General features: G+C 71.7%; 21 protein-coding genes. 9 read left to right on the top strand and 12 right to left on the bottom strand.

From position 1 onward, the window contains the following. Positions 1-93: 93 nt before the first annotated feature. Both JO379_RS18650 and bldG read right to left on the bottom strand, forming a co-directional pair. Positions 94-531, bottom strand: coding sequence for an ATP-binding protein (locus JO379_RS18650; RefSeq protein WP_130878363.1), 438 nt, complete (start codon positions 529-531; stop codon positions 94-96). A gap of 117 nt (positions 532-648) precedes the next feature. Beyond that, complete coding sequence (gene bldG, locus JO379_RS18645; protein ID WP_030392670.1) at positions 649-990, bottom strand: anti-sigma factor antagonist BldG; 342 nt, start codon at positions 988-990, stop codon at positions 649-651. A gap of 54 nt (positions 991-1044) precedes the next feature. Between bldG and sftH the strand changes: the two genes are divergently transcribed. Continuing rightward, the gene (sftH, locus tag JO379_RS18640) at positions 1045-3510 is read left to right on the top strand and encodes a DEAD/DEAH box helicase (RefSeq protein ID WP_209515936.1); all 2466 of its coding nucleotides are present in this window, start codon (positions 1045-1047) and stop codon (positions 3508-3510) included. Between the two features lie 61 nt (positions 3511-3571). Here sftH and JO379_RS18635 read toward each other — a convergent pair whose 3' ends face one another. The 7 genes from JO379_RS18635 to ssd form a co-directional block, all read right to left on the bottom strand. After that, positions 3572-3952, bottom strand: a complete 381-nt coding sequence (locus tag JO379_RS18635; RefSeq protein ID WP_130878365.1) for an Rv3654c family TadE-like protein — start codon at positions 3950-3952, stop codon at positions 3572-3574. A 7-nt stretch (positions 3953-3959) separates the two neighbouring features. Further along, positions 3960-4304 carry a TadE family type IV pilus minor pilin gene (locus JO379_RS18630; RefSeq protein ID WP_130878366.1) on the bottom strand — a complete coding sequence of 115 codons (345 nt, stop codon included), beginning with the start codon at positions 4302-4304 and terminating at the stop codon, positions 3960-3962. After that, the gene (locus tag JO379_RS18625) at positions 4291-4488 is read right to left on the bottom strand and encodes a DUF4244 domain-containing protein (RefSeq protein ID WP_130878799.1); all 198 of its coding nucleotides are present in this window, start codon (positions 4486-4488) and stop codon (positions 4291-4293) included. The genes JO379_RS18630 and JO379_RS18625 overlap by 14 nt, the downstream gene beginning before the upstream one ends. A 68-nt stretch (positions 4489-4556) precedes the next feature. Continuing rightward, positions 4557-5006 carry a type II secretion system F family protein gene (locus JO379_RS33955; RefSeq protein ID WP_307842053.1) on the bottom strand — a complete coding sequence of 150 codons (450 nt, stop codon included), beginning with the start codon at positions 5004-5006 and terminating at the stop codon, positions 4557-4559. Positions 5007-5350: 344 nt separating this feature from the next. After that, a complete protein-coding gene (locus JO379_RS18615) occupies positions 5351-6166 on the bottom strand; it encodes a type II secretion system F family protein (RefSeq protein ID WP_209518746.1) in 816 nt (271 codons plus the stop codon). 80 nt (positions 6167-6246) lie between these two features. After that, positions 6247-7404, bottom strand: a complete 1158-nt coding sequence (locus JO379_RS18610; protein ID WP_130878368.1) for a TadA family conjugal transfer-associated ATPase — start codon at positions 7402-7404, stop codon at positions 6247-6249. Then, complete coding sequence (gene ssd / locus JO379_RS18605; RefSeq protein WP_130878369.1) at positions 7401-8513, bottom strand: septum site-determining protein Ssd; 1113 nt, start codon at positions 8511-8513, stop codon at positions 7401-7403. The genes JO379_RS18610 and ssd overlap by 4 nt, the downstream gene beginning before the upstream one ends. A 448-nt stretch (positions 8514-8961) precedes the next feature. Between ssd and JO379_RS18600 the strand changes: the two genes are divergently transcribed. Further along, a complete protein-coding gene (locus JO379_RS18600) occupies positions 8962-9810 on the top strand; it encodes an HAD family hydrolase (RefSeq protein WP_130878370.1) in 849 nt (282 codons plus the stop codon). A gap of 349 nt (positions 9811-10159) precedes the next feature. Here the strand turns inward: JO379_RS18600 and JO379_RS18595 are convergent, their stop codons facing one another. Further along, on the bottom strand, positions 10160-10981 hold the full coding sequence (locus tag JO379_RS18595) for a Fic family protein (RefSeq protein WP_130878371.1): 822 nt from the start codon (positions 10979-10981) through the stop codon (positions 10160-10162). Positions 10982-11082: 101 nt separating this feature from the next. On the opposite strand from JO379_RS18595, the gene JO379_RS18590 reads away from it, so the two are divergent. The 7 genes from JO379_RS18590 (at position 11083) to JO379_RS18560 (ending at position 20961) form a co-directional block, all read left to right on the top strand. Then, positions 11083-12075, top strand: coding sequence for an ATP-binding protein (locus JO379_RS18590; RefSeq protein ID WP_130878372.1), 993 nt, complete (start codon positions 11083-11085; stop codon positions 12073-12075). An 848-nt stretch (positions 12076-12923) separates the two neighbouring features. Continuing rightward, positions 12924-15221 (top strand): SulP family inorganic anion transporter, encoded by a 2298-nt coding sequence (locus JO379_RS18585; protein WP_130878373.1) that lies wholly within the window; start codon positions 12924-12926, stop codon positions 15219-15221. Positions 15222-15413: 192 nt separating this feature from the next. Continuing rightward, complete coding sequence (gene acs / locus JO379_RS18580) at positions 15414-17381, top strand: acetate--CoA ligase (protein WP_130878374.1); 1968 nt, start codon at positions 15414-15416, stop codon at positions 17379-17381. Between the two features lie 223 nt (positions 17382-17604). Next, entirely contained in the window at positions 17605-19002 is a 1398-nt protein-coding gene (gene nhaA / locus JO379_RS18575) for a Na+/H+ antiporter NhaA (protein WP_130878375.1), read from the top strand. Between the two features lie 78 nt (positions 19003-19080). Further along, positions 19081-19539 carry a phage holin family protein gene (locus tag JO379_RS18570; protein WP_130878376.1) on the top strand — a complete coding sequence of 153 codons (459 nt, stop codon included), beginning with the start codon at positions 19081-19083 and terminating at the stop codon, positions 19537-19539. After that, positions 19536-20534: an alpha/beta fold hydrolase gene (locus JO379_RS18565; protein ID WP_209515932.1), complete on the top strand. Its 999-nt coding sequence runs from the start codon at positions 19536-19538 to the stop codon at positions 20532-20534. Before JO379_RS18570 ends, JO379_RS18565 begins: the two co-directional genes overlap by 4 nt. 217 nt (positions 20535-20751) lie before the next feature. Then, positions 20752-20961, top strand: a complete 210-nt coding sequence (locus JO379_RS18560) for a hypothetical protein (protein WP_130878378.1) — start codon at positions 20752-20754, stop codon at positions 20959-20961. A 36-nt stretch (positions 20962-20997) separates the two neighbouring features. On the opposite strand, the gene JO379_RS18555 is transcribed toward JO379_RS18560, so the two are convergent. Both JO379_RS18555 and JO379_RS18550 read right to left on the bottom strand, forming a co-directional pair. Continuing rightward, entirely contained in the window at positions 20998-22197 is a 1200-nt protein-coding gene (locus tag JO379_RS18555; protein ID WP_130878379.1) for a MarP family serine protease, read from the bottom strand. A gap of 81 nt (positions 22198-22278) precedes the next feature. After that, positions 22279-22962, bottom strand: a complete 684-nt coding sequence (locus tag JO379_RS18550) for an NUDIX hydrolase (protein WP_209515930.1) — start codon at positions 22960-22962, stop codon at positions 22279-22281. Between the last annotated feature and the right edge of the window lie 19 nt (positions 22963-22981).

Below are 22981 nucleotides of genomic sequence, written 5' to 3'. Positions count from 1 at the left end.
CGGGGCAGCCGGCCTACGCCGACGGCAGGGGCAGGGACGCCGAGGGACGCCGGGAACCCAGGCGCCGGGGCGCCGGGGCCTCGGGGTGCAGGGCTAGGGCAGCACGGGGGCGGGGATCGTCGGCCAGCTCATCCGAATGAGGCCGCCGGATTCGTCCGCGGTCACCTCGACGTCGTCGACCAGCCCGCTGATGACGGCGAGGCCCATGTCGTCCTCGCCCTCTTCCGGCGCGCCGGAAGCCTCGCCCGGGCCGCCCGCGGCGGCATCGGCGGCGGACAGATGGGGGGCGTCGTCGCCGACCTCGATGGAGAACTTCTTCTCGTCCTCGATCAGCACGACCCGCACCGGGGTGGTCACACCGTGACCGGCGTGCAGCCCCACCGCGCGCGTGCACGCCTCACCCACGGCCAGGCGCACCTCGTCCAGCACGGCCTCGTCGACCCCGGCCCGGCGAGCCACCGCGGCGGCTACCAACCGGGCGGTGCGGACATGCTCGGGAAGGGCACTGAACAGCAGTTCGACGGTGGCCATGCCATCCCCCTCGGTCGCACGTGCCCTCTTCCCCGGTCCTGGAACAGGGCGAACTCACGGAGGGGCCGGGCCCTCACAGCCCGGTGCCCCCCGCGCGGCAGTGTCGTCCGGCGACCGTCAGTCGGTCGCCTGCACCGCGTCCTCGACCGAGGTGTGAATCGGGAACACCTTGGTCAGGCCGGTGATACGGAAAATCTTGAGAATGCGCTCCTGGTTGCAGACCAGGCGCAGCGAGCCCTCATGGGCACGCACACGCTTGAGCCCGCCGACCAGCACGCCGAGCCCGGTGGAGTCGAGGAAGTCGACGCCCTCCATGTCCACGACGAGGTGATAGCTGCCGTCGTTGACAAGCTCGACCAGCTGCTCACGCAGCTTGGGCGCGGTATACACATCAATCTCGCCACCGACCTCGACGACCGTACGGTCGCCTACGGTCCGGGTCGACAGGGACAGGTCCACGGATCCTCCAGCACCTTGCATCGAGCGGTCGCCCCCCATGGATCGGCAGCCGCGATGGCATTCAATCACTTACCGGCAGGCGCGCACGACGCCTTGAGTCCATTGTCCGTCACGCCAATGACACACTCGATGTCGATGGCCCACGATCAACTCCCGCCGGAGGCGGGCGTACATCCCGCTCCCCGGGTGGTCCTCGACAGACTCGCCACCGGGGCAGGCCGGGCTGCACGCATCACTCATACGGAGCACTTGCCCCCTCGTCCGGGACGTCATGCCCCCTGGCCCGAGAAGATCCGGCCGGAAGTGATCGGCGCGATCCGTGCCGCCGGAATCGACCGTCCGTGGGCGCACCAGGCTCTGACGGCCGAGCACGCCCTGCGCGGCGAGTCGGTGGTGGTGGCCACGGGCACCGCGTCCGGCAAGTCGCTCGCGTACCTCGCCCCGGTCCTCAGCGCGCTCCTGGACGGCTCCGAGGCGCCCAACGGGCGCGGAGCGACCGCCCTGTACCTGGCCCCCACCAAGGCCCTGGCAGCCGACCAGCGGCGCGCCGTACGGGCCCTCGCCGCCCCGCTCGGCAAGGGCATCCGGCCGGCCGTCTACGACGGCGACACGCCCGTCGAGGAGCGCGAGTGGGTGCGTCAGTACGCCAATTACGCGCTCACCAACCCGGACATGCTGCACCGCTCGATCCTGCCCGCCCACCCCAAGTGGGCCTCCTTCCTGCGCACCCTGCGCTACGTCGTCATCGACGAGTGCCACACCTACCGCGGCGTCTTCGGTTCACATGTCGCCCAAGTGCTGCGACGGCTTCGGCGTGTCTGCGCCCGTTACGGCGCCGATCCCGTCTTCCTCCTCGCCTCCGCCACCGCCTCCGACCCGGCCACCGCCGCGACCCGGCTGACCGGGCTGCCGGTGGTGGAGGTCACCGAGGACGCCTCCCCGCGCGGCGAAGTCGTCTTCGCCCTCTGGGAGCCCCCGCTCACCGAGCTCCACGGCGAGCGCGGCGCCCCCGTCCGCCGTACGGCCACCGCCGAGACCGCGGACCTCCTCACCGACCTCGCCGTCCAGGGCGTCCGGACCGTCGCCTTCGTGCGCTCACGGCGCGGCGCCGAGCTCGTGGCCCTGATCACCCAGGAACGCCTGGCAGCGGTGGACCGCTCCCTCCCCTCCCGGGTCGCCGCCTACCGCGGCGGCTACCTCCCGGAGGAGCGCCGCGCCATCGAGCGCGCCCTGCACACCGGCGAACTGCTGGGCCTGGCCGCCACCACCGCCCTGGAACTCGGCGTGGACGTCGCCGGCCTCGACGCCGTCCTCATCTGCGGCTACCCCGGCACCCGCGCCTCCCTGTGGCAGCAGGCCGGCCGCGCGGGCCGTACGGGCCGGGGCGCTCTCGCGGTCCTCATCGCCCGCGACGACCCTCTGGACACCTACCTCGTCCACCACCCCGAGGCCCTTTTCCGGCAGCCTGTGGAGTCCACCGTCCTCGACCCGGACAATCCGTACGTCCTCGCCCCCCATCTGTGTGCCGCGGCCGCCGAGCTGCCGCTCACCGAATCCGACCTGTCACTCTTCGGCCCCGAGACGCCGGGCCTGCTGTCCCGGCTCGAAGGCCGGAAACTGCTCCGCCGCAGGGGCTCCGCCTGGCACTGGACCCGCCGCGAGCGCGCCGTCGACCTGGCCGACATCCGGGGCGGCGGCGGCCGCCCCGTCCAGGTCGTGGAGGAGGGCACGGGCCGGCTGCTGGGCACCGTGGACGCGTCCGCCGCCCACACGGCCGTCCACGAGGGCGCCGTCCACCTCCATCAGGGCCGCACCTACCTTGTCCGCCACCTCGACTTGGAGGATTCCGTCGCCCTCGTCGAGGAGGCCGCCCCGCCGTACTCGACGACGGCCCGCGACACCACGGCCATCTCCATCCTGGAGACGAGCGCCGAGATCCCCTGGGGGGAGGCGCGGCTGTGCTTCGGCTCCGTCGAGGTCACCAATCAAGTCGTCTCCTTCCTCCGCCGCAAACTCATCACCGGCGAGGTCCTCGGCGAGTCCAAGCTGGACCTCCCGCCCCGTACGCTGCGCACCCGCGCCGTGTGGTGGACGATCACGGAGGACCACCTCGACGAGGCCCGTGTCCACCCCGAGGCCGTCGGCGGCGCCCTGCACGCCGCGGAACACGCCTCGATCGGCATGCTCCCGCTCTTCGCCACCTGCGACCGCTGGGACATCGGCGGCGTCTCGGTGCCCCTCCACCCCGACACGGCCCTGCCGACCGTCTTCGTCTACGACGGCCACCCCGGCGGCGCCGGCTTCGCCGAGCGCGCCTTCCACACCGCCGCGAGCTGGCTCACCGCCACCCGCGAGGCGATCGCCGCCTGCGAGTGCGAGACGGGCTGCCCCTCGTGCATCCAGTCCCCCAAGTGCGGCAACGGCAACGACCCACTCGACAAGCGAGCCGCCATCCGCCTCCTGACCCGCCTTCTCGCCGACGCCCCCACCGAGAAGGAGCCGGGCGCCCCGCTTCCGTAGCACCCACGGCCGGTCGTACGGCGGAGTGTTGTTTGCCGGTGGAGGAGCAGGCCCCGGACCGTCAGGGCCCGACCCCGTGGTGGCCCGGACCGTCGCCGCCCGCCGGCTCAGGTGCGACGAGCGGGCCCGTGAGGCCCGGAGGGCCGGCGCGGGAACTCACCCGGACGGTGTACGGCCCGGCCCGTGCCTCGGCCGCCACTTCGGCGATCTCACCGCTCACGGCGCACCGCACCACCCGCGCCGCCTGGGCGGCGGCCACCTTCCGGGCCAAGCCGCACGCCGTCCGGTGTCCCGACAAGGCGTGGTCGGCCGCCGCCAGCACCGCCAGGTCCGCGGCGCCGCCCGCCCGGTGGCGGGCGGCCACGGCCTGTCCCATGGCCAGCGTCGCCGCGAACACCGCGCAGAAAGCCGCCGCGGCGATCGCCACCCACGCCGACGCCATGCCCCCGTCACCCCACCGTCTCCTCAGCAAGGGCCACCGCCTCCCCGCCCAGCCGCACCGTCAGCGGTCCCGGGCCCACGGTCCGGGCATCGACCCGCACCCGCACCAGGTCGCCCTCCCTTGCCACCGCGATCCGGGCCCCGGCCGGAGCGGCCGATCTGGCGGCGGCGACCGCCGCCGACGCAGGCTCCGACCGGGCCGCCGCCCGAGCGCCCGCCCGGGCCGCGTCCACACACTGGATCTGTGCGGACGCCGCCATCAGCCCCCAGAGCAGTGCCATGCCGAACAGCGTCAGCGTCGGGAGGACCAACGCGGCTTCCGCCGTCACATAGCCGCCGTCAGAACGAGGCATGGAGGGCCTTCACGATCAGCGACTGCAACGCCGAGCCGACCGCCCCACCGGTGACCACCTTGTAGAGCACCGCCGCGAGCGCGCATGCCGCCAGCGTCCCCACGGCGTACTCCGCCGTCGTCATTCCGTCCTCGCCGGCCACCCTCAGCCGGGCCCAACGCTTCGACCACCACTGCACGACCATCACTTGATCCCCCTGTCCTTTGTTCTTTGCCTCGTGCGCCTCATGCGCCGCATGTGCCTCACTCACCGTCAATTGCCTTTCAGGAGCCCGCTCGCCAGGCCGATGACCACCGGCACCACACCGACCGTCAAGAACGCGGGCAGGAAGCACAGCCCCAGCGGGGCCGTCGCCAGGACTCCGGCGCGCCGGGCCCGTATGCCCGCCGTCCGCCCTCGGGTGGCGCGCAACTGTCCCGCCAGCCGCGACATGGGCTCCACCGCCGGCACGCCCGTCGCCTGGGCCCGTTCCAGACAGCGCGCGAGCCCGCGGGCGCCGGGAAGGCTTCCCAGCCGGCCCCAGGCCGTGCCCGGCTCCCCGCCGAGCCGTACCTCGGCAGCGGCTTGGGCGAGTCGCTCGCCCACGGGTCCGCCCAACGAGGCGCCCACCGCCGCGGCGGCTTCCCGGGGACCGGCCCCCGCGGCCATGCAGGCCGCCAAGAGATCCGCCGCGAACGGAAGTTGGACTTCCGATCCCTTCACTACCGGCTCACCACGAGTACGCTTGTCGCGTCGCTGCCGCCGCCACACGCCGTACGCGACCCCGAGCCCCGCCACCCACCCGGCGATCCCCCCGACGAGGAGGAGACCGGCGAGCCCCGCCCCGACGGCCGGGAGTCCGGCCCGCGCCACCGCCGCCCGCCCCGACCACCTCCGCAGTCGACCCACCGGACCGGCCGATCCACTCTCCCTGAGCAGTGACGCCGCCCGTCGGCGAACCGAGCGGGCCCCGCGCGCCCGGCCCGCCCAGCCCAGGACAATCACCAGGCCCACACCTGCGATGACGATCGAAATAAATATCCCCAGGCTGTGGATAACTTTTTCGCTCACGCCCTCCCACCCCCGTCCGCTCCCACGGCACCCCGTACGATCCGAGCGGTCCACGCGAGCCCCGCGCACTCCAGAGCACCACCGAGCGCCAGGCAGCCCAGCCCGGCGGAGGTGTGCAGCAACACCCGCAACGGGGCCGCCCCGAGCGCGCTGCCCATCAGCAGGGCGAGCACCGGAAGCACGGCGAGCATCACGCCGGTGGACCTCGTTCCCGCCAACTGGGCGTGCAGGTCCTCCCGTTGGTCCCGCTCGGCGCTGAGCGCCGCCGCCACCCGTTCGAGTCCGGCGGCGAGCCCCGCCCCGCCGTCGACCGAGACCTGCCAGCAGGCGGCCACCCCGCTCAGCCCCTCGGCCCCCGGCTGCCGCGCCACCTTTCGCAAGGCTTCGGGCACATCGCCGCCGAACCTCGCCGCTGCCGGAACGGCCGACCATGCCGCCCCGAGATCCACCACCAGCCCCACCAGTGCCTCGCCGGGCTGTCGCCCGGCGCGCAGATCGCCCGCGACGGCCCCGCACAGGTCGATCACGGCCGCCTCCCGCCGATCCCGCTCGCGCTTGCGTCGCCGTGTGGCGAGACCACGTCTCACGAGGGGGACAGCGGCCACCGCGCCGATCAACGGCAGCATCGACTCGCCCAGCAGCGCTACGGCACAACCGAGCGGAAGGCAGAGCAGCTCACGCCTCTCCCGCCCCCATCGACGCCATCGGCCGACGCGCTCTCCGACCCACGAAAGCGACGCTCCACCGGACAGCCCTCCTCCACAGCCGGCGAACAGGGCTCTGGCCCGGCGCGATTCCCGCCCCGGCCACATCGAGCCCCAGAGCGAGGCCACCGCGCACAACGCCGCCCCGAACACCGGGGCCACGGCCCGGGACGCCGCTACGGAACCGATCACAGCGCACCACCGCCCCGCTCGCACAGCTTGGCCAGCCGGTCCCAGCCTCGCGCCCGCTCGAAGCCGCTCCCGCCCCACACGGCCGCCGGTACGGTCGTCACGAAGCCTCCGGGATCGCGGTCCAGGACGTGGAGTTCCGCGATCCGCCGCCGCCCGCCCCGGTCCCGCGCCAGGTGGACCACGACCGACAGCGCGGCCGCCAACTGGCTGTGCAGCGCCCCTCGGTCGAGCCCCGCCGTCGAACCCAGCGCTTCCAGCCGCGCGGGCACATCCGCCGCCGCGTTGGCGTGGACCGTGCCGCACCCGCCCTCATGCCCGGTGTTGAGGGCGGCCAACAGATCGGTGACCTCCGGGCCGCGCACCTCGCCGACGACCAGCCGGTCCGGCCGCATCCGCAGCGCCTGCCGGACCAGGTCCCGCAGGGTGACCAGGCCCGTGCCCTCCTGATTCGCGGGCCGCGTCTCCAGGCGCACCACATGCGGGTGCTCGGGGCGCAGCTCGGCCGAGTCCTCGGCCAGCACGATCCGCTCGTCCGGCGCGACCAGCCCGAGCAGGGTGGACAGCAGAGTCGTCTTTCCCGTCCCCGTGCCGCCGCTGATGAGGAAGGAGAGCCGGGCGTCCACCACGGCCCGCAGCAGGCGCTGCCCGCCGGGCGGCACGGTACCGGCGGAGACCAGCTCGTCCAGCGCGAAGGCCCGGCGTCGCACCACGCGCAGCGAGAGACAGGTCGAGCCGACGGCCACCGGGGGCAGCACGGCGTGCAAACGCGTCCCGTCCGGCAGCCGGGCGTCCACCCAGGGCCGGGCGTCGTCGAGTCGTCGTCCGGCGATCGCGGCGAGCCGCTGCGCGAGTCTGCGCACCGCCGCCGCGTCGGGGAAGGACACATCAGCGCGCTCCAGGCCCGCTCCGCGGTCCACCCATACCTGGTCGGGCGCGGTGACCAGGACGTCGGTGACCTCGGGTGCGGAGAGCAGGGGCTCGAGCGGCCCGGTGCCGATCAGCTCGGACCGCAGCCGGGACGCGACGCCGAGCACTTCGGCGTCGCCGAGCAGCCGGCCTTCCCGGCGCAACGCCTCCGCGACCCGCGCGGGTGTCGGCTCCACCCCGCTCTCCGCCAGCCGCAGGCGCACCGCGTCCAGCAGGTCGGCGCTCATGCCGGCACGCCCGTGCCGTCGGCCGACGTCCGCGCCCAGAATTCCGCGCAGAAGCGCGCCAGCGGCCCGCGCTCACCGCTCCCCGGTGGCCGGCCGGTGAGCAGGGCGTCCGACAGGCCGGGCTCCGGTGGGAGTTCGCCCGCCAGGGGCAGGCCGAGGAGGTTCGAGATCTCTTCGCCCCGCAGCCCCGAGCCGGCCTGCGCACGCGTCACCAGCCGGAGATCGCTCAGGACCATGCCGACCAATGAGGCCACCCGGTGGGCGGCCGCGACGGCCCGCAGCTCGGCGGGCACGACCAACAGCCCCACGTCCAACTGTTCGAGGGCTTCCACTGCCGCGTCGTCGAGCCGGCGCGGCAGGTCCACGACCACCGCCCCGCCCCGCCTGCGGGCCGCTGCCAGCACGGCCCGCATGGCGTCGGACGAGACCGCGAGACAGTCGCCCCGGTCCCAGCTGAGGACCCGCAGCGAATGCAGCTCGGGCAGCGCTTCCTCCAGCGCCCGCCCGGCCACCCGGCCCCGCGAGTCGGCGAAGGCCGGCCATCGCAGCCCCTCGGCCTTCTCTCCACCGAGCAGCACATCGAGGCCACCGCCCAGCGGATCGCCGTCGATCAGCATCGTGCGCTGCCCCGCGCGGGCGGCGCCGACCGCCAGCGCGCAGGCGAGCGTGCTCGCCCCGGCGCCGCCCCGTCCGCCGATCACCCCAACCGTGAGCGCCGGGCGGCCCACGCCTTCCACGGCGTCGGCGATCCTGTCGACCAGCCAGCTCTCGCCGTCGGGCAGCAGTGCCACATTGCGGGCTCCGATGCCCACCGCGCGCTGCCAGACCCCGGGGTCGTCCTGGTCCCTGCCGACCAGCACCACCCCCTCCCTGCGCATGGCGCCCCCGAGGCGGGCCGCGCAGTCGTCGCCGACCAGGACCAGCGGCGCGCTTTCCCAGCTCCCCCTGCGCGCGGGCATTCCCTGAGCGACTTCGGGCACGGCCCCGGCGGCGGCGCACAGCCGCAGCAGGTCATCCAGCAGCCCCTCGTCCTCCGTGACGACCAGCGGTCCGCCCGGCCTTCCGGCAACGGCGTCCGTCCGCCAATCGGATGTGATGGATCCGGTCACGGTCTCCCCCTCCCACTACGCGCTCTCTTCCGCGAACATCGCGGAACTCGCGGGGAATCACCGTGCATCGAACTGGAAAACCTTGTGGATCTTGGACAAAAACTGTGGACAACTCAACGGTTGTGAATATCCCGCTCACCTATACCGGTGACTTCCGGAGAGCAGCACGCCGATTACGCTGCGTGACGTGTATGAAGGAGGAGAGACCACGGCCGGATGGGCCGAACCAGAGGGAGGAACGCGGGATGAGGGCGCTCAAAATGCATCCGGACATGCGACGACCCCCGCCGGGGGGGAGAGCGGGGGTCGTCCCCACGGCCGACTCGGGGGGGGAGGAGTCGGACCGGGTTAGACACGGTCGCGAACGATCCGTGACTTCCATGGTGTACCCGAGAGCCTTCTCAGGCAAACCCACACGCCTCAGCTTACGCCGAATGGAGGGCGGCCTATGCTCGGCGACGTGGAAAACCACTCGCTCCCTCGGACAGCCGCGTTCTTTGATCTGGACAAGACGGTCATTGCGAAGTCGAGCACGCTCACCTTCAGCAAGTCCTTCTACCAAGGCGGCTTGATCAACAGGCGCGCCGTGTTGCGCACCGCGTACATCCAGTTCGTCTTCCTGGTCGGTGGAGCCGACCACGACCAGATGGAGCGGATGCGTCAGTATCTCTCCGAACTGTGCCGTGGCTGGAATGTCCGCCAGGTGCGGGAGATCGTCGCCGAGACCCTGCACGAACTCATCGATCCGATCATTTACGACGAAGCCGCTTCCCTCATCGAGGAGCACCACACAGCCGGGCGCGACGTGGTGATCGTCAGCACCTCCGGCGCCGAGGTGGTCGAGCCGATCGGCGAGCTGCTGGGCGCCGACCGCGTCGTCGCCACCCGCATGGTCGTCAAGGACGGCGCCTTCACCGGCGAGGTGGAGTACTACGCCTATGGCCCGACCAAGGCCGAAGCCATCCGCGAGCTCGCGGAGTCGGAGGGCTACGACCTGGCGCGCTGCTATGCCTACAGCGACTCCGCGACCGACATCCCGATGCTGGAATCGATCGGCCACCCGCACGCGGTCAACCCGGACCGCGCACTGCGCCGCGAGGCGATCGCCCGCGACTGGCCGATCCTCACCTTCACCCGCCCGGTGCGACTCAAGCAGCGCGTGTCGACCCTGCCGATGCCCTCACGCCCGGCCTTGGTGGCTGCGGCCGCGGTCGGCGCGGCCGCGACGGCCGGCCTGGTCTGGTTCGCCAGCCGACGACGGCCGCCCCACGTCCGCCTTGACCGGTTTTCGCGCTAAAAGTAAAGAAACCATGGCTTGGGCTTCCGCTTCCACCACGACAGGAGTAGAAAGGAGTTGACGGCCCGCGAGACCAGGGACATCCGAGAGGATGCCTTCAACGCAGTAGGCCCCACGGACCGAAGCACGGAAGCCGAGCACCCACGCGACGCCGACCCGTCGATTACGGGCCAGCCGCACCAGGTAACGGGCGAAGATCCCGGCCTGATGGGCAAATCTCGTGCACGCATGGTAACTCGGCCGACGTGCCAGCGGCGGTACCAGAGCTTGATGGGTACCGCCGCAACCCTGTCCGCCTCCTGCCGACGCCCGAGGGCCGCCCCCCGAGCACCGCTGCGACGGAGAACCGTCAGGCCGCGCCGCGTTGGAGCGCCTCGCACACGGCCGTACTCTCCCGCACACCCAGCTCGACAGCACGGGCGCAGTGCGTGATCCAGGCCGCCATACCCTCCGGGGTCCCGGACGCGTAGCCGTCGAGCGCGCCCAGATAGGCCGCACGCCCCAACTCCGCGTGCCCCACCTCCGACGGACAGATCGACTTGGGATCCAGCCCACTGCCGATCAACACGATCCTCTCGGCGGCCCGCGCGACCAGGCCGTTGCACGAGCCGAACGGGCGCAGCGCGAGCAGCTCGCCGTGCACCACCGCCGCCGTCACCAGCGCGGGCGCCTCACTGCCCGCGATCAGCAGCCCGGCCAGCCCTTCGAGCCGACCCGCCACCTCATCCGCGCCCGGCAGCGCCAGCTCGATCAGCGGCTCGTCCACCGGCTCACCCGCCAGCCGGGGGCGTCCCACGGTGTCGTCCGGCCGGGCGCCACCCGCGGCCACCAGGTGCAGCCTGGCCAGCACGCGCAGCGGCGACTGCCGCCACACACTCAGCAGTTGCCCCGACTCGGCGGTCAGCCGCAGTGCCGCGCCCACCGTGCGCGGCTCGCCCTCGACACCGAAGTCGGACCGCCGGCGCACCTCCTCGAGCGCCCAGTCGGCCCCCGACAGGGCGGCCGACCCCCGGGCGCCGCGCAGCGCCGCCTCGGCGGTGACCTCGTTGCTGCGGCGGCGCATCACCCGGTGGCCGTACACGCGGTCCACCGCCTTGCGCACGGAGTCCACGGAGTCGGCAACGCCAGGAAGCGAGCCCAGGGCGGCGAGCGGATCGGCTGTCGTACTCATGGGTAAGACAGTACGCACTTCGGCCTCACACCCCTCGAAGGAGTGGTTTTCTTCACTCACATCTCTCACTTTCCGCGCTTGCGCACCTACGCTTGGTGAACATGAAGATCGCTTTCGTAGGGAAGGGCGGCAGCGGCAAGACCACGCTGTCCTCACTGTTCATCCGCCATCTCGCCGCCGACCGGGTCCCCGTGATCGCGGTGGACGCCGACATCAATCAGCACCTGGGCGCGGCGCTCGGTCTGGACGAGGCGGAGACGGCCGCACTCCCCGCGATGGGCGCACACCTGCCGCTGATCAAGGAGTACCTGCGGGGCACGAACCCGCGCATCGCCTCCGCCGAAACCATGATCAAGACAACGCCGCCGGGTGAGGGCTCGCGGCTGCTGCGGATCGGCGAGGAAAACCCGATCCTCGAGACCTGTGCCAGAACCGTCCGGCTGGACGAAGATGCCGCCGTCCGGCTGATGGCGACCGGCCCCTTCACCGAGTCCGACCTCGGCGTCGCCTGCTACCACTCCAAGGTCGGCGCGGTCGAGCTGTGCCTCAATCACCTTGTCGACGGGCCCGGTGAGTACGTCGTCGTCGACATGACGGCAGGCAGCGACTCCTTCGCCTCCGGGATGTTCACCCGCTTCGACATGACGTTCCTGGTCGCCGAACCCACCCGTAAGGGCGTCTCGGTCTACCGCCAGTACAAGGAGTACGCCCGCGACTTCGGCGTCTGCCTGAAGGTGGTCGGCAACAAGGTGCAGGGCGCCGACGACCTGGACTTCCTGCGCGAGGAGGTCGGCGAGGACCTGCTCACCACGCTGGCCCACTCCGACTGGGTGCGCGCCATGGAGAAGGGCCGGCCACCTCTCTTCGAACTCCTCGAGGGGCCCAACCGTGAGGCGCTGCGCACGCTGCGCGAGGCGGCGGACGGCGCGTACGAGCGTCGCGACTGGCAGCGCTACACACGCCAGATGGTGCACTTCCACCTGAAGAACGCGGAGAGTTGGGGCAACGCCAAGACAGGAGCCGACCTGGCGGCTCAGGTCGACCCCAGTTTTGTGCTGGACGAGCGGCTGTTGGCCGCTCCGCAGCCCGCCTGAACTCACCGATCAACCTCCTGCCGAGGGCAATTGAGGAACTCGTCGCAGCGGGGGCCCACGAGAGGGGCCCGGCCGCCGGAATAGCGCTTCCGGCGGCCTTCCGGGGCGATGACGCAACCCGGCGAGCGGATTTCTCACCGTTCAAGGAACGACCAGGGGTGGCCCGTCCCCGAAAGCGGTGCCGACGCTTCCGCCCTTGGCCGACGGAGCCGCATTCCGGATTTATCCCGTCCACTTCTCGGTCGGCCAGCCGGCCGGCCCGCCTACGGGCCCACGGAAGCAAGGGCTGAAATGGGTCCCGTTTTCATCGACTTTCAGCCCCACCCCAGTCGATTCAGCCACGGACTCGCACTCCTCGGCGTCGCTGAGAGCGGCCCGCGACCAAGAGCATGTACACGCCATTCACTCGCCCGTAACCCCTTCGCCGCACCGGGGTGCTGGATGTTCGGTTTTATGCCGACCAAGGGTGAATTCCGATCGCGTACAGCAAACCCGCGCACCGGCGGGCGGGCCAACTCCGAATCCCTCCCCCTACACCTCGAACCACCCGGGGCCTCCCCCACTCTCGCCCCGACGCCCGACCCTGTCCGGCCCCACTCAACGCCAGTACGCCATGAGACCGATAGAGGTATGGAACGACAAGCAGATAGGCGTACGGATTCACTCGTTGGAAGGAAGTCACCTTCCGCCAGCCCTGGCGAACTTCCCCGTCTCTTTACTCTCCATTACGATTCGTTTACTCAGAGTTGAGAAAAGCCCGCCATCGCAGCCGCTCCCGCCGCTGCACGCCGTGACCCCGGCCGCGCCCCCACCGCGGCCGCGCCGCCCCGACGAAGACGGGAACGCCCATGCACGCTCAGCCGACGCAGACGAATCCCACACCCCCGGCCCAGCCGGGCGGCCAGGACCTGCCGGCCCGGCGCCCGCGCAGTTGGCGCCAGGACCTCTCCGCCTCCGTGGTCATCTTTCTGATCGCGATCCCGCTCTCGCTCGGCATCGCGCTCGCGACGGGCGCGCCGCTCCAGGCGGGGCTGGTCGCGGCGGCGGTCGGCGGGATCGTCGCCGGTCTGCTGGGTGGGGCCCCGCTCCAGGTCAGCGGCGCTGCCACCGGCCTGGTGGTCGTCACTGCCGAGCTGGTGCAGCGCTACGGCTGGCGGGCGACGTGCGCGATCACCGCGCTCGCGGGGCTGGCTCAACTCGCCCTCGGCGCCGCCCGCGTGGCCCGTAGCGCGCTGGCCGTCAGCCCGGCCATCGTGCACGGCATGCTCGCCGGCATCGGCGTCACGATCGCGCTCGGCCAGTTGCCCGTCGTGCTGGGCGACAGCCCCAATATCTCCGCGCTGGAAAACCTCGCGGCGCTGCCCTCGCGGCTGGCGGACCCGCACCCGGCCGCGCTGCTGGTCGGCGGGATCACGGTGGCCGTGGTGGCGGGCTGGCCGAAGCTGCCCGGCCGGGCCGGGCGGTGGGCCCGTACGCTTCCGGCGCCGCTCGCCGCCGTCGCAGCCGCCACCGCGGCCGGCGTCGGCATGGATCTGCCCCGGGTCAATCTTCCCCAGTGGGAATTGCGCGTGCTGCCCGCGCTGCCGGACGGCCCGGTGCTCGGGGTGTTCGCGGCCGTCCTCACCGTCACCCTCGTGGCCAGCATGGAGTCGCTGCTGTCCGCCGTCGCGGTGGACCGCCTGCGCGCCGCGCGGACGGGCGGAGAGCACCCTCCCGCCTCACTGGATCGCGAACTCGCGGGCCAGGGGGCGGCGAACGTGGTGTCCGGGCTGCTCGGCGGGCTGCCGATCGCGGGCGGCGCGATCCGCGGCACGGCCAACGTCAGGGCGGGCGCCGCCACACGGAAGGCCACGGTCCTGCACGGCGTGTGGGTGCTGGTGTGCGCCGCGCTGCTCAGCACCGTGCTCGAGCTGATCCCGCTCGCCGCGCTGGCCGCGTTGGTGATGGCCGTCGGCGTGCGGATGGTGAGCTTCGCGCACATCAAGCACGTACAGCGGCACCGCGAATTCCCGATGTACGCGGCCACGCTCGGATCCGTGGTGCTCCTGGGCGTGCTGCAAGGAGTCGCCGTCGGCATCGCGATCGCGGCCTTCCTCTCCCTGCGGCGCCTCGCCCACACCCGTATTACCGTGGACGCGGACAGGGACTGCCACCGGGTGCGCGTCAATGGCCAGTTGACGTTCCTCGCGGTCCCCCGGCTGTCCCGGGCACTCGCCCAGGTGCCCGCCGAGGCCAACGCGGTGGTCGAGCTGGGTGGCTCCTTCATGGACCACGCGGCGTACGACGCGCTGCAGACCTGGTCCAATGCCCATCGGGCGGGTGGCGGCTGGGTCACGCTGCGGGGCCGTCACGGCCGGCCCATCTCGGAGCCCGCCAGCACGCACGTGTGCCGCCCCTGGACCCCCTGGCACAACCACCACTGCACCCGCACCCCCGCAGTCGTGAAGCCCGGCGTCAAGCACAGCGGCGATCAGCAACTCCTCGGCGGTGTGAGCGCGTTCCAGCGCAATACGGCACCCCTCGTGCGGGACGAGCTGGCGCGGCTCGCCCGCGAGGGGCAGACCCCCAGCCAGCTCTTTCTGACCTGCGCCGACTCCCGGCTGGTGACCAGCATGATCACCTCCAGCGGCCCCGGTGATCTCTTCACCGTGCGCAACGTCGGCAATCTGATGCCGCCGCCCGGCAGCGACGGCACATGCGACTCGGTCGGGGCCGCGGTGGAGTACGCGGTCGAGGTGCTGAAGGTCGGCAGCATCACGGTGTGCGGGCACTCGGGGTGCGGCGCGATGCAGGCGCTCCTCGACACCTCCGCCCCCCAGCCCGGCGCACCGACCCCGCTCGGCCGCTGGCTCCGGCACGGCCGGCCGAGCGTGGCCCGTATGCAGCGCATCGGACGGCTCGGACGCGGGGAAGTCGCACTCGCCGACCGGCCCGTGTCCGATGACGTCGAACGGCTCGCCCTCGTCAACGTCCTCCAGCAGCTCGACCACCTGAGGGCCCACGCCTGCGTGGCCCGGCGGGTGGCCGAGGGTGCGCTGCGTCTGCAGGGCATGTACTTCCATGTGGCCGAAGCGCAGGCGTATGTGCTGGACGAGCGGTCGCGCACCTTCACCGCGGTCCGCCCGGAGGTGCTGGACGCCGTGTGACGCTGCGCTGCCGGGCGACGCGGAAGCAAGGCCCCGCGCGTGTCCCCGTGCCCCGCCGACCCGTCTGACCTCGTGGAACCCCAACAAAGGACAGGTCTAAACCAATTTTTGTCCACACCCCTTGTCAGGGTGTGCCCCGGGCTGATGAGCTATGGCCGGGACGCAACGGGCACCCTGGGAAAGGGAGATGTCGTGAGCAACGAAAGCCTGGCCAACCTCTTGAAGGAGGAGCGCCGCTTCGCACCGCCTGCCGACCTGGCCGCGAAGGCCAATGTCTCGGCGGAGGCGTACGAGGAGGCGAAGGCTGATCGGCTGGGCTTCTGGGCCGCACAGGCCCGCCGCCTGAGCTGGGAGACCGAGCCGACCGAGACCCTGGACTGGTCGAACCCGCCGTTCGCCAAGTGGTTCGCCGACGGCAAGCTCAACGTGGCGTACAACTGCGTGGACCGCCATGTGGAGAACGGCCTCGGCGACCGCGTGGCCATCCACTTCGAGGGCGAGCCGGGCGACACCCGTTCGATCACCTATGCCGAGCTGCAGCGTGAGGTCTCCAAGGCCGCCAACGCCCTGACCGAGCTCGGCGTCCAGACCGGGGACCGGGTCGCCATCTATCTCCCGATGATCCCCGAAGCGGTCGTCTCGATGCTGGCGTGTGCCCGCATCGGCGCCCCGCACTCGCTCGTCTTCGGCGGCTTCTCGGCGGACGCCCTCGCGACCCGCATCCAGGACGCGGATGCCCGCGTCGTCATCACCGCCGACGGTGGCTACCGGCGCGGCAAGGCCTCCGCCCTCAAGCCCGCCGTCGACGAGGCCCTGACCCGCCCCGGCACGGAGGACGTCCGCAGCGTCCTCGTCGTCCGTCGCACCGGCCAGGAGGACGTCGCCTGGACCGAGGGCCGTGACGTCTGGTGGCACGATCTGGTCGAGCGCCAGTCCGATCAGCACACGCCTCAGGCGTTCGACGCCGAGCACCCGCTGTTCATCCTCTACACCTCGGGCACCACCGGTAAGCCCAAGGGCATCCTGCACACCACCGGTGGCTATCTCACCCAGGTGTCGTACACCCACCACGCCGTCTTCGACCTCAAGCCGGAGACGGACGTCTTCTGGTGCACGGCCGATGTCGGCTGGGTGACCGGCCACTCCTACATCGTCTACGGACCGCTGAGCAACGGCGCGACCGAGGTCCTCTACGAGGGCACCCCGGACAGCCCGCACCAGGGGCGCTGGTGGGAGATCGTCCAGAAGTACGGCGTGACGATCCTCTACACCGCCCCCACCGCGATCCGCGCCGCCATGAAGTGGGGCGACGACATCCCGGCCAAGTTCGACCTGAGCAGCCTGCGGATCCTCGGCTCGGTCGGCGAGCCCATCAACCCCGAGGCCTGGGTCTGGTACCGCAAGCACATCGGTGCCGACCGGACGCCCGTGGTCGACACCTGGTGGCAGACCGAGACCGGCGCCATGATGATCAGCCCGCTGCCGGGGGTCACCGAGACCAAGCCCGGTTCGGCGCAGGTGCCCCTGCCCGGCATCGCGGCGACCGTCGTGGACGACGACGCCAACGAGGTGCCCGACGGGGCCGGCGGCTATCTCGTCCTCACCGAGCCATGGCCGTCGATGCTCCGCACCATCTGGGGCGACGACCAGCGCTACATCGACACCTACTGGTCGCGCTTCGAGCACCGGTACTTCGCGGGTGACGGCGCAAAGAAGGACGACGACGGCGACATCTGGCTGCTCGGCCGGGTGGACGACGTGATGCTGGTCTCGGGCCACAACATCTCCACCACCGAGGTCGAGTCCGCGCTCGTCTCGCACCCCAAGGTCGCCGAAGCCGCCGTGGTCGGTGCGAACGACCCGCAGACCACCCAGGCCATCTGCGCCTTCGTCATCCTGCGGGGCAACGCCGACGCCGAGGAAGCGGGTCTGGTCGAGGAGCTGCGGGCGCACGTCGCCAAGCAGCTCGGCCCGATCGCCAAGCCCAAGCGGATCCTGCCGGTCGCCGAGCTGCCCAAGACCCGCTCGGGCAAGATCATGCGCCGTCTGCTGCGTGACGTCGCCGAGAACCGCACGCTCGGCGATGTGACCACGCTGACCGACTCCTCGGTCATGAGCCTGATCCAGTCGCAGCTCCCCGCCGCGAGCAGCGAGGACTGACCCGGCCGAGCCACGCGGCCGCCGCCCGAAGTCGGGCACACGGAAGGCACGCGGAAGCAGGCGATCCGATGAAGGGCACCCGGCGCGACCGGGTGCCCTTCACTCGTTCCGGTTAAGGTAAGTACTCATCGCGTAAAAATCGCGACAAGAATCAAAGGCGCGCCGGGAAGTCTGGTCGGCACACAGCACACGTGTATCCAGTCGCCCCAGGAGGTCCACCGTCGTGGCCGCGCCCAAGAACCGCCGTTCCGTCTTCCTCGGACGGCTGCCGCTGCCCGAGCGCAACTACCTGGCGGAGGCCCTCCGCACCGAGACCGTCGGCGGCGTGCTGCTGCTCGTCGCGGCCGTGGCCGCGCTGATCTGGGCGAACACCCCGCTGCGCGACAGCTACGAGACCATACGCGGCTTCCACCTCGGCCCCGGCTCCCTCGGCCTCGACCTCTCGGTGCAGCACTGGGCCGCCGACGGTTTGCTGGCCGTCTTCTTCTTCGTCGCGGGCATCGAGCTCAAGCGCGAGCTGGTCGCCGGCGAACTGCGCGACCCGAAAGCGGCCGCCCTTCCCGTCATCGCCGCGATCTGCGGCATGGCCGCCCCCGCGCTGGTCTACTTCACCGTCGCGAAGACGGGCGGCGGCGCGCTGGACGGCTGGGCCGTGCCCACCGCCACGGACATCGCCTTCGCACTCGCCGTACTGGCGGTGATCGGCACGGCCCTGCCCTCGGCACTGCGCGCGTTCCTGCTAACCCTCGCCGTCGTCGACGACCTCTTCGCGATTCTGATCATCGCGGTCTTCTTCACCTCGGAGCTCAATTTCGCCGCTCTCGGCTTCGCCGTGCTGGGCCTGGCCGTCTTCTGGCTGCTGCTGCGCAAGGGCGTCCGGGGTTGGTACGTCTACGTGCCGCTGGCGATCGTCAACTGGGCACTGATGTACAACAGCGGCGTGCACGCGACCATCGCGGGCGTCGCCATGGGCCTGATGCTGCGCTGCACACGTCACGAGGGCGAGCGGTACTCCCCCGGTGAGCACATCGAGCACATGGTCCGCCCCCTGTCCGCCGGGCTGGCCGTGCCGCTGTTCGCGCTGTTCTCAGCGGGCGTCGCCCTCTCCGGCGGCGCGCTGTCGGACGTCTTCCGCAAGCCCGAGACGCTCGGGGTCGTCCTCGGCCTGGTCGTCGGCAAGGCGATAGGCGTGTTCGGCGGCACCTGGCTGGCGGCGCGTTTCACGAAGGCCGAGCTGAACCCCGACCTCGAGTGGCCGGACGTACTGGCCGTCGCCTCACTGGCCGGTATCGGCTTCACCGTGTCCCTGCTGATCGGCGAGCTGGCCTTCGCCGGCGACCAACTTCTGACCGATGAGGTGAAGGCAGCCGTACTCATCGGTTCGCTGATAGCCGCCGTCATCGCGGGCACACTGCTCAAGCTGCGCGACAACAAGTACAAGAAGCTGTGCGCGGATGAGGATCGGGACGAGGACCAGGACGGCATACCGGACATTTACGAGCAGGGCAACCCGGATTACCACCTTCGGATGGCGGCCATCCACGAAGCGAAGGCCGCAGAACACCGCAGGCTGGCCGAAGTCGCCTCCGGGCACACCACCGGCGACGATGGTCCGGCATGATCTAAGGGTCTTTACATCCGCTGAAGACGCGCCCAAGACCCGCAGATGACGAAGCTGATGAAGATGAGGGAGCAGCCGATGAGCGCAGCCGACGACGGTGCCAACCGCAGCCTCGGCCAGCTGGTGGCGACGGCCACCACCGAGCTGTCCGCGCTGGTGCACGACGAGATCGCACTGGCCAAGGCCGAGCTGCGGCAGGACGCCAAGCGCGTCGGCATCGGCGGCGGTGCGATCGCCGCGGCCGGCACCCTGGCGCTCTTCTCGCTGCCGGTGCTGAGCTTCGCGGCGGCGTACGGGATCCACAACCTGGGCCTCGGGCTCGCCTGGTCCTTCCTGATCGTCGGTGGCGCCTTCCTGGTGATCGCGGCGATTCTCGGGCTGCTGGCGGTGGCCAAGTTCAAGAAGGTCAGCAAGCCGGAGAAGAGCATCGCCTCCGCCAAGGAGACGGCGGCCGTGCTGGGCACGGTCAAGCCGCACCCGCGTCCGCTGGTCGGCACGAGCCAGGCGGACGCATCTGTGACACGCTCGTCCGTATGACGGTGCCCGATACTTCCGCAGCGCCCGCGTCCCCCGAACCCGACTCACCGGCCGTCCCGCCCGCGCCCACCGGCTCCGCGTCCTCGCCCACGGCGGTCGTACGCCCCGACGGGCCCTGGACCCACCGGGAGGTCGCGGCCAACGGTGCGCGGTTCCATATCGCCGAGATGGGCGAGGGGCCGCTGGTGCTGCTGTTGCACGGCTTTCCGCAGTTCTGGTGGACGTGGCGGCACCAGTTGCCGGCGCTCGCGGACGCGGGGTTCCGGGCGGTGGCGATGGATCTGCGCGGCGTGGGGGGCAGCGACCGGACACCCCGGGGCTACGACCCGGCGAACCTCGCCCTCGACATCACCGGCGTGATCCGTTCCCTCGGCGAGCCGGACGCCGCGCTCGTCGGCCATGATCTGGGCGGCTATCTGGCGTGGACGGCGGCCGTGATGCGGCCGAAGCTGGTACGGCGGCTCGTGGTGTCCTCGATGCCGCATCCGCGCCGCTGGCGCTCGTCGATGCTCGCCGACCTCAAGCAGAGCGCGGCAGGCTCGTACATCTGGGGATTCCAGCGCCCCTGGCTTCCGGAGCGCCAGCTCATCGCGGACGACGCCGCGCTGGTGGGCCGGCTGATCCGCGAGTGGTCGGGGCCCCGGCTGCCGGACGACGAAGCGGTCGACACCTACCGGCGGGCCATGTCGATCCCCTCGACGGCCCACTGCTCGATCGAGCCGTACCGGTGGATGGTGCGGTCGATGGCACGCCCGGACGGCATCCAGTTCAACCGCCGGATGAAGCGGCCGGTGCGGGTACCGACGCTGCACCTGCACGGGTCCCTCGATCCGGTGATGCGCACCCGCAGCGCGGCGGGCTCCGGGGAGTACGTGGAGGCGCCGTACCGCTGGCGGCTGTTCGACGGACTCGGGCACTTCCCGCATGAGGAGGACCCGGTGGCGTACTCGACCGAGCTGGTCAACTGGCTGAAGGACCCGGAACCGGACCGCTAGCCACCACGACAGAGGGCCGGGCCGGGGGGCCAGGGGCACCCCCCGAGGGGAACGGCACCCCGTCCCCCGGAGCCGCACCGTCGGCCCCTCTCACCTCCGGCTCACCCTCGAACACACGGGAACATCCGTCCGCCGAATGGCCAATTGCCTGGCGCATAGGCCAATTGACGGACCCCCAGGCGATTACGGACCTTTGGGGCCGGGCACAGACCTCGGTATGGGCTGGACGCACGACTACCGTGATGTGACGCAGCAGCGCGGCGCCGAGGGCGATGCCGCGCTGGCCGTGACGGAGGTATCCGAGAGCGCGATGCGGGGTGATCACGGGCCGGAGGCCGGTCACGACCCCCACATCGGCATTCCGCGCATCATCCGCCGCCGCGCCCGATGGGTGTCGGCGCGGCTGCGCCATCCACGCGGCCGCTGACCACCCCCGGACCGCTCCGGACCGGCAACCACCACCTCAGAGCGCGCAGCCCTGGCTGTCCGCCCTGCCCGTGGCCGTGCTGCCGACGACGGCGTCCTCACGCACCTCGTCCGCCGTCAGGGCGTAGCCGGTGTCCGCGTCGTCCAGGGACTTCGCGAAGACCACGCCGTAGACCCTGCCGTCCGGGGTGAGCAGCGGGCCGCCGGAGTTGCCCTGGCGGACCGTGGTGAAGAGGGAGTACACATCGCGCCGGACATTGCCACGGTGGTAGATGTCCGGGCCGTTGGCCTGGACGCGGCTGCGGACGCGGGCGGCGCGCACGTCGTACGAGCCGTTCTCGGGGAAGCCCGCGACGATGGCGCTCTTGCCGCTCTCCGCATCGTCCCGGGCGAAGCGCAGCACGGGCGCGTCGAGTGACGGCACGTCCAGGACGGCGATGTCGCGCTTCCAGTCGTAGAGGACGACGGTCGCGTCATAGCGCCGGCCCTGGCCGCCGATCTGCACGGTCGGCTCGTCGACGCCGCCGACGACGTGGGCGTTGGTCATCACCCGGTGCGGTGCGAAGACGAAGCCGGTGCCCTCGAGGACCTTGCCGCAGCTGGGCGCGGTGCCCACGACCTTGACGATGCTGCGCTGGGCAGCGGTGGCGACGGGGCTGCCGGCGAGCCTGGGGTCGGGCGCGGGGACGGAGGTGATGGGCTCGTTGGAGAACGGCGCGAAGACCTGCGGGAAGCCGTTCTGGGAGAGGGCCGTGCTGAAGTCCGCGAACCAGGTGTTGGCCTGGGCCGGAACCACCCGGGCGACGCCGAGCAGCACCTTGGAGTTGCGGACCTCCTTGCCGAGCGTGGGCAGGGAGGTGCCGGCGAGGGCGGAGCCGATCAGCCAGGCCACCAGCAGCATCGCGGCGACATTGACGAGTGCGCCGCCCGCCGCGTCCAGGGCGCGCGCCGGCGACCAGGTGATGTGGCGGCGGAGCCTACTGCCGAGGTGGGTGGTGGCGGCCTGGCCCACCGAGGCACAGACGATGACGATCACGACGGCCGCGACGGCCGCCAGCGTGCCCGGGGTGGCCTCGTCGGTGGCGCTGTCCCAGATCACCGGGAGGATGTAGACGGCGACCAGGCCACCGCCGAGGAAGCCGATCACCGACAGCACGCCGACGACGAAGCCCTGGCGGTAGCCGACGACCGCGAACCACACGGCGGCGAGCAGCAGCACGATGTCCAGCACGTTCACCGAAAAATGCCTCGCATTGAAGGGGCCGGCGCGGTCGTCGGCCTCGGGTCGGGTGGCTCGCAGGCCACCGTCTCACGCGGATCAGCCCTGCCAGTCCAAGGAGACCTGGCGCTCGCGGTCCCACGGGCGCTCCCAGCCCGCGAAGTGCAGGATCCGGTCGATCACCCCGGCGGTGAACCCCCAGACCATCGCGCCGCCGACGCGGAAGGCCGGACCCCGGTGACCGCTCGGGTGGACGGCCATCGCCCGGTTCCCCGGGTCGGTGAGCTCGGTGACCGGGACCGTGAACACTCTGGCCGTCTCGGCCTCGTCGACCGCGCCGACCGGGCTGGGCTCGCGCCACCAGCCGAGCACCGGCGTCACGACAAAACCACTCACAGGGATGTAGAGCTGCGGCAGGACACCGAAGATCTGCACGCCGGACGCGTCGAGCCCGGTCTCCTCCTCGGCCTCGCGCAGCGCGGCCCGCAGCAGCCCGTCACCGGCCGGATCGCCGTCCTGCGGATCGAGCGCGCCGCCGGGGAACGACGGCTGGCCCGCGTGCGAGCGCAGCGTCCCTGCCCGCTCCAGGAGCAGCAGCTCGGGCCCCTGCTCGCCCTCGCCGAAGAGCACCAGCACGGCGGACTGCCGACCGCCCGTCTCCGGCGGCAGGAATCGGCTCAGCTGGTGCGGCTCGATCGTTCTCGCAGCCTGGGCCACGGGCGCGAGCCACTCGGGCAGCCCCTCGGAGGTGATGGCGGTCCCACCGCCGTACGTGCTCGTCATGCGTGTCCCCTCGGCGTGT

Origin of the sequence: Streptomyces syringium (genome assembly GCF_017876625.1) — a bacterium.
GTDB lineage: Bacteria > Actinomycetota > Actinomycetes > Streptomycetales > Streptomycetaceae > Streptomyces > Streptomyces syringius.
Note: the sequence above shows the minus strand (reverse complement) of the source record. Positions and strands in the feature narration are given on the sequence as shown.

What these genes read in the sequence shown, in the direction of transcription:
- JO379_RS18595 (WP_130878371.1), bottom strand. Translation starts at nt 10,981, where the DNA reads ATGAGTACGACAGCCGATCCGCTCGCCGCCCTGGGCTCGCTTCCTGGC.
- JO379_RS18610 (WP_130878368.1), bottom strand. Translation starts at nt 7,404, where the DNA reads ATGAGCGCCGACCTGCTGGACGCGGTGCGCCTGCGGCTGGCGGAGAGC.
- sftH (WP_209515936.1), top strand. Translation starts at nt 1,045, where the DNA reads ATGGCATTCAATCACTTACCGGCAGGCGCGCACGACGCCTTGAGTCCA.
- JO379_RS18565 (WP_209515932.1), top strand. Translation starts at nt 19,536, where the DNA reads ATGACGGTGCCCGATACTTCCGCAGCGCCCGCGTCCCCCGAACCCGAC.
- JO379_RS18550 (WP_209515930.1), bottom strand. Translation starts at nt 22,962, where the DNA reads ATGACGAGCACGTACGGCGGTGGGACCGCCATCACCTCCGAGGGGCTG.
- JO379_RS18650 (WP_130878363.1), bottom strand. Translation starts at nt 531, where the DNA reads ATGGCCACCGTCGAACTGCTGTTCAGTGCCCTTCCCGAGCATGTCCGC.
- JO379_RS18635 (WP_130878365.1), bottom strand. Translation starts at nt 3,952, where the DNA reads ATGGCGTCGGCGTGGGTGGCGATCGCCGCGGCGGCTTTCTGCGCGGTG.
- JO379_RS18625 (WP_130878799.1), bottom strand. Translation starts at nt 4,488, where the DNA reads ATGGTCGTGCAGTGGTGGTCGAAGCGTTGGGCCCGGCTGAGGGTGGCC.
- JO379_RS18590 (WP_130878372.1), top strand. Translation starts at nt 11,083, where the DNA reads ATGAAGATCGCTTTCGTAGGGAAGGGCGGCAGCGGCAAGACCACGCTG.
- JO379_RS18600 (WP_130878370.1), top strand. Translation starts at nt 8,962, where the DNA reads ATGCTCGGCGACGTGGAAAACCACTCGCTCCCTCGGACAGCCGCGTTC.
- JO379_RS18615 (WP_209518746.1), bottom strand. Translation starts at nt 6,166, where the DNA reads ATGTGGCCGGGGCGGGAATCGCGCCGGGCCAGAGCCCTGTTCGCCGGC.
- JO379_RS18630 (WP_130878366.1), bottom strand. Translation starts at nt 4,304, where the DNA reads ATGCCTCGTTCTGACGGCGGCTATGTGACGGCGGAAGCCGCGTTGGTC.
- JO379_RS18570 (WP_130878376.1), top strand. Translation starts at nt 19,081, where the DNA reads ATGAGCGCAGCCGACGACGGTGCCAACCGCAGCCTCGGCCAGCTGGTG.
- JO379_RS18560 (WP_130878378.1), top strand. Translation starts at nt 20,752, where the DNA reads ATGGGCTGGACGCACGACTACCGTGATGTGACGCAGCAGCGCGGCGCC.
- JO379_RS18585 (WP_130878373.1), top strand. Translation starts at nt 12,924, where the DNA reads ATGCACGCTCAGCCGACGCAGACGAATCCCACACCCCCGGCCCAGCCG.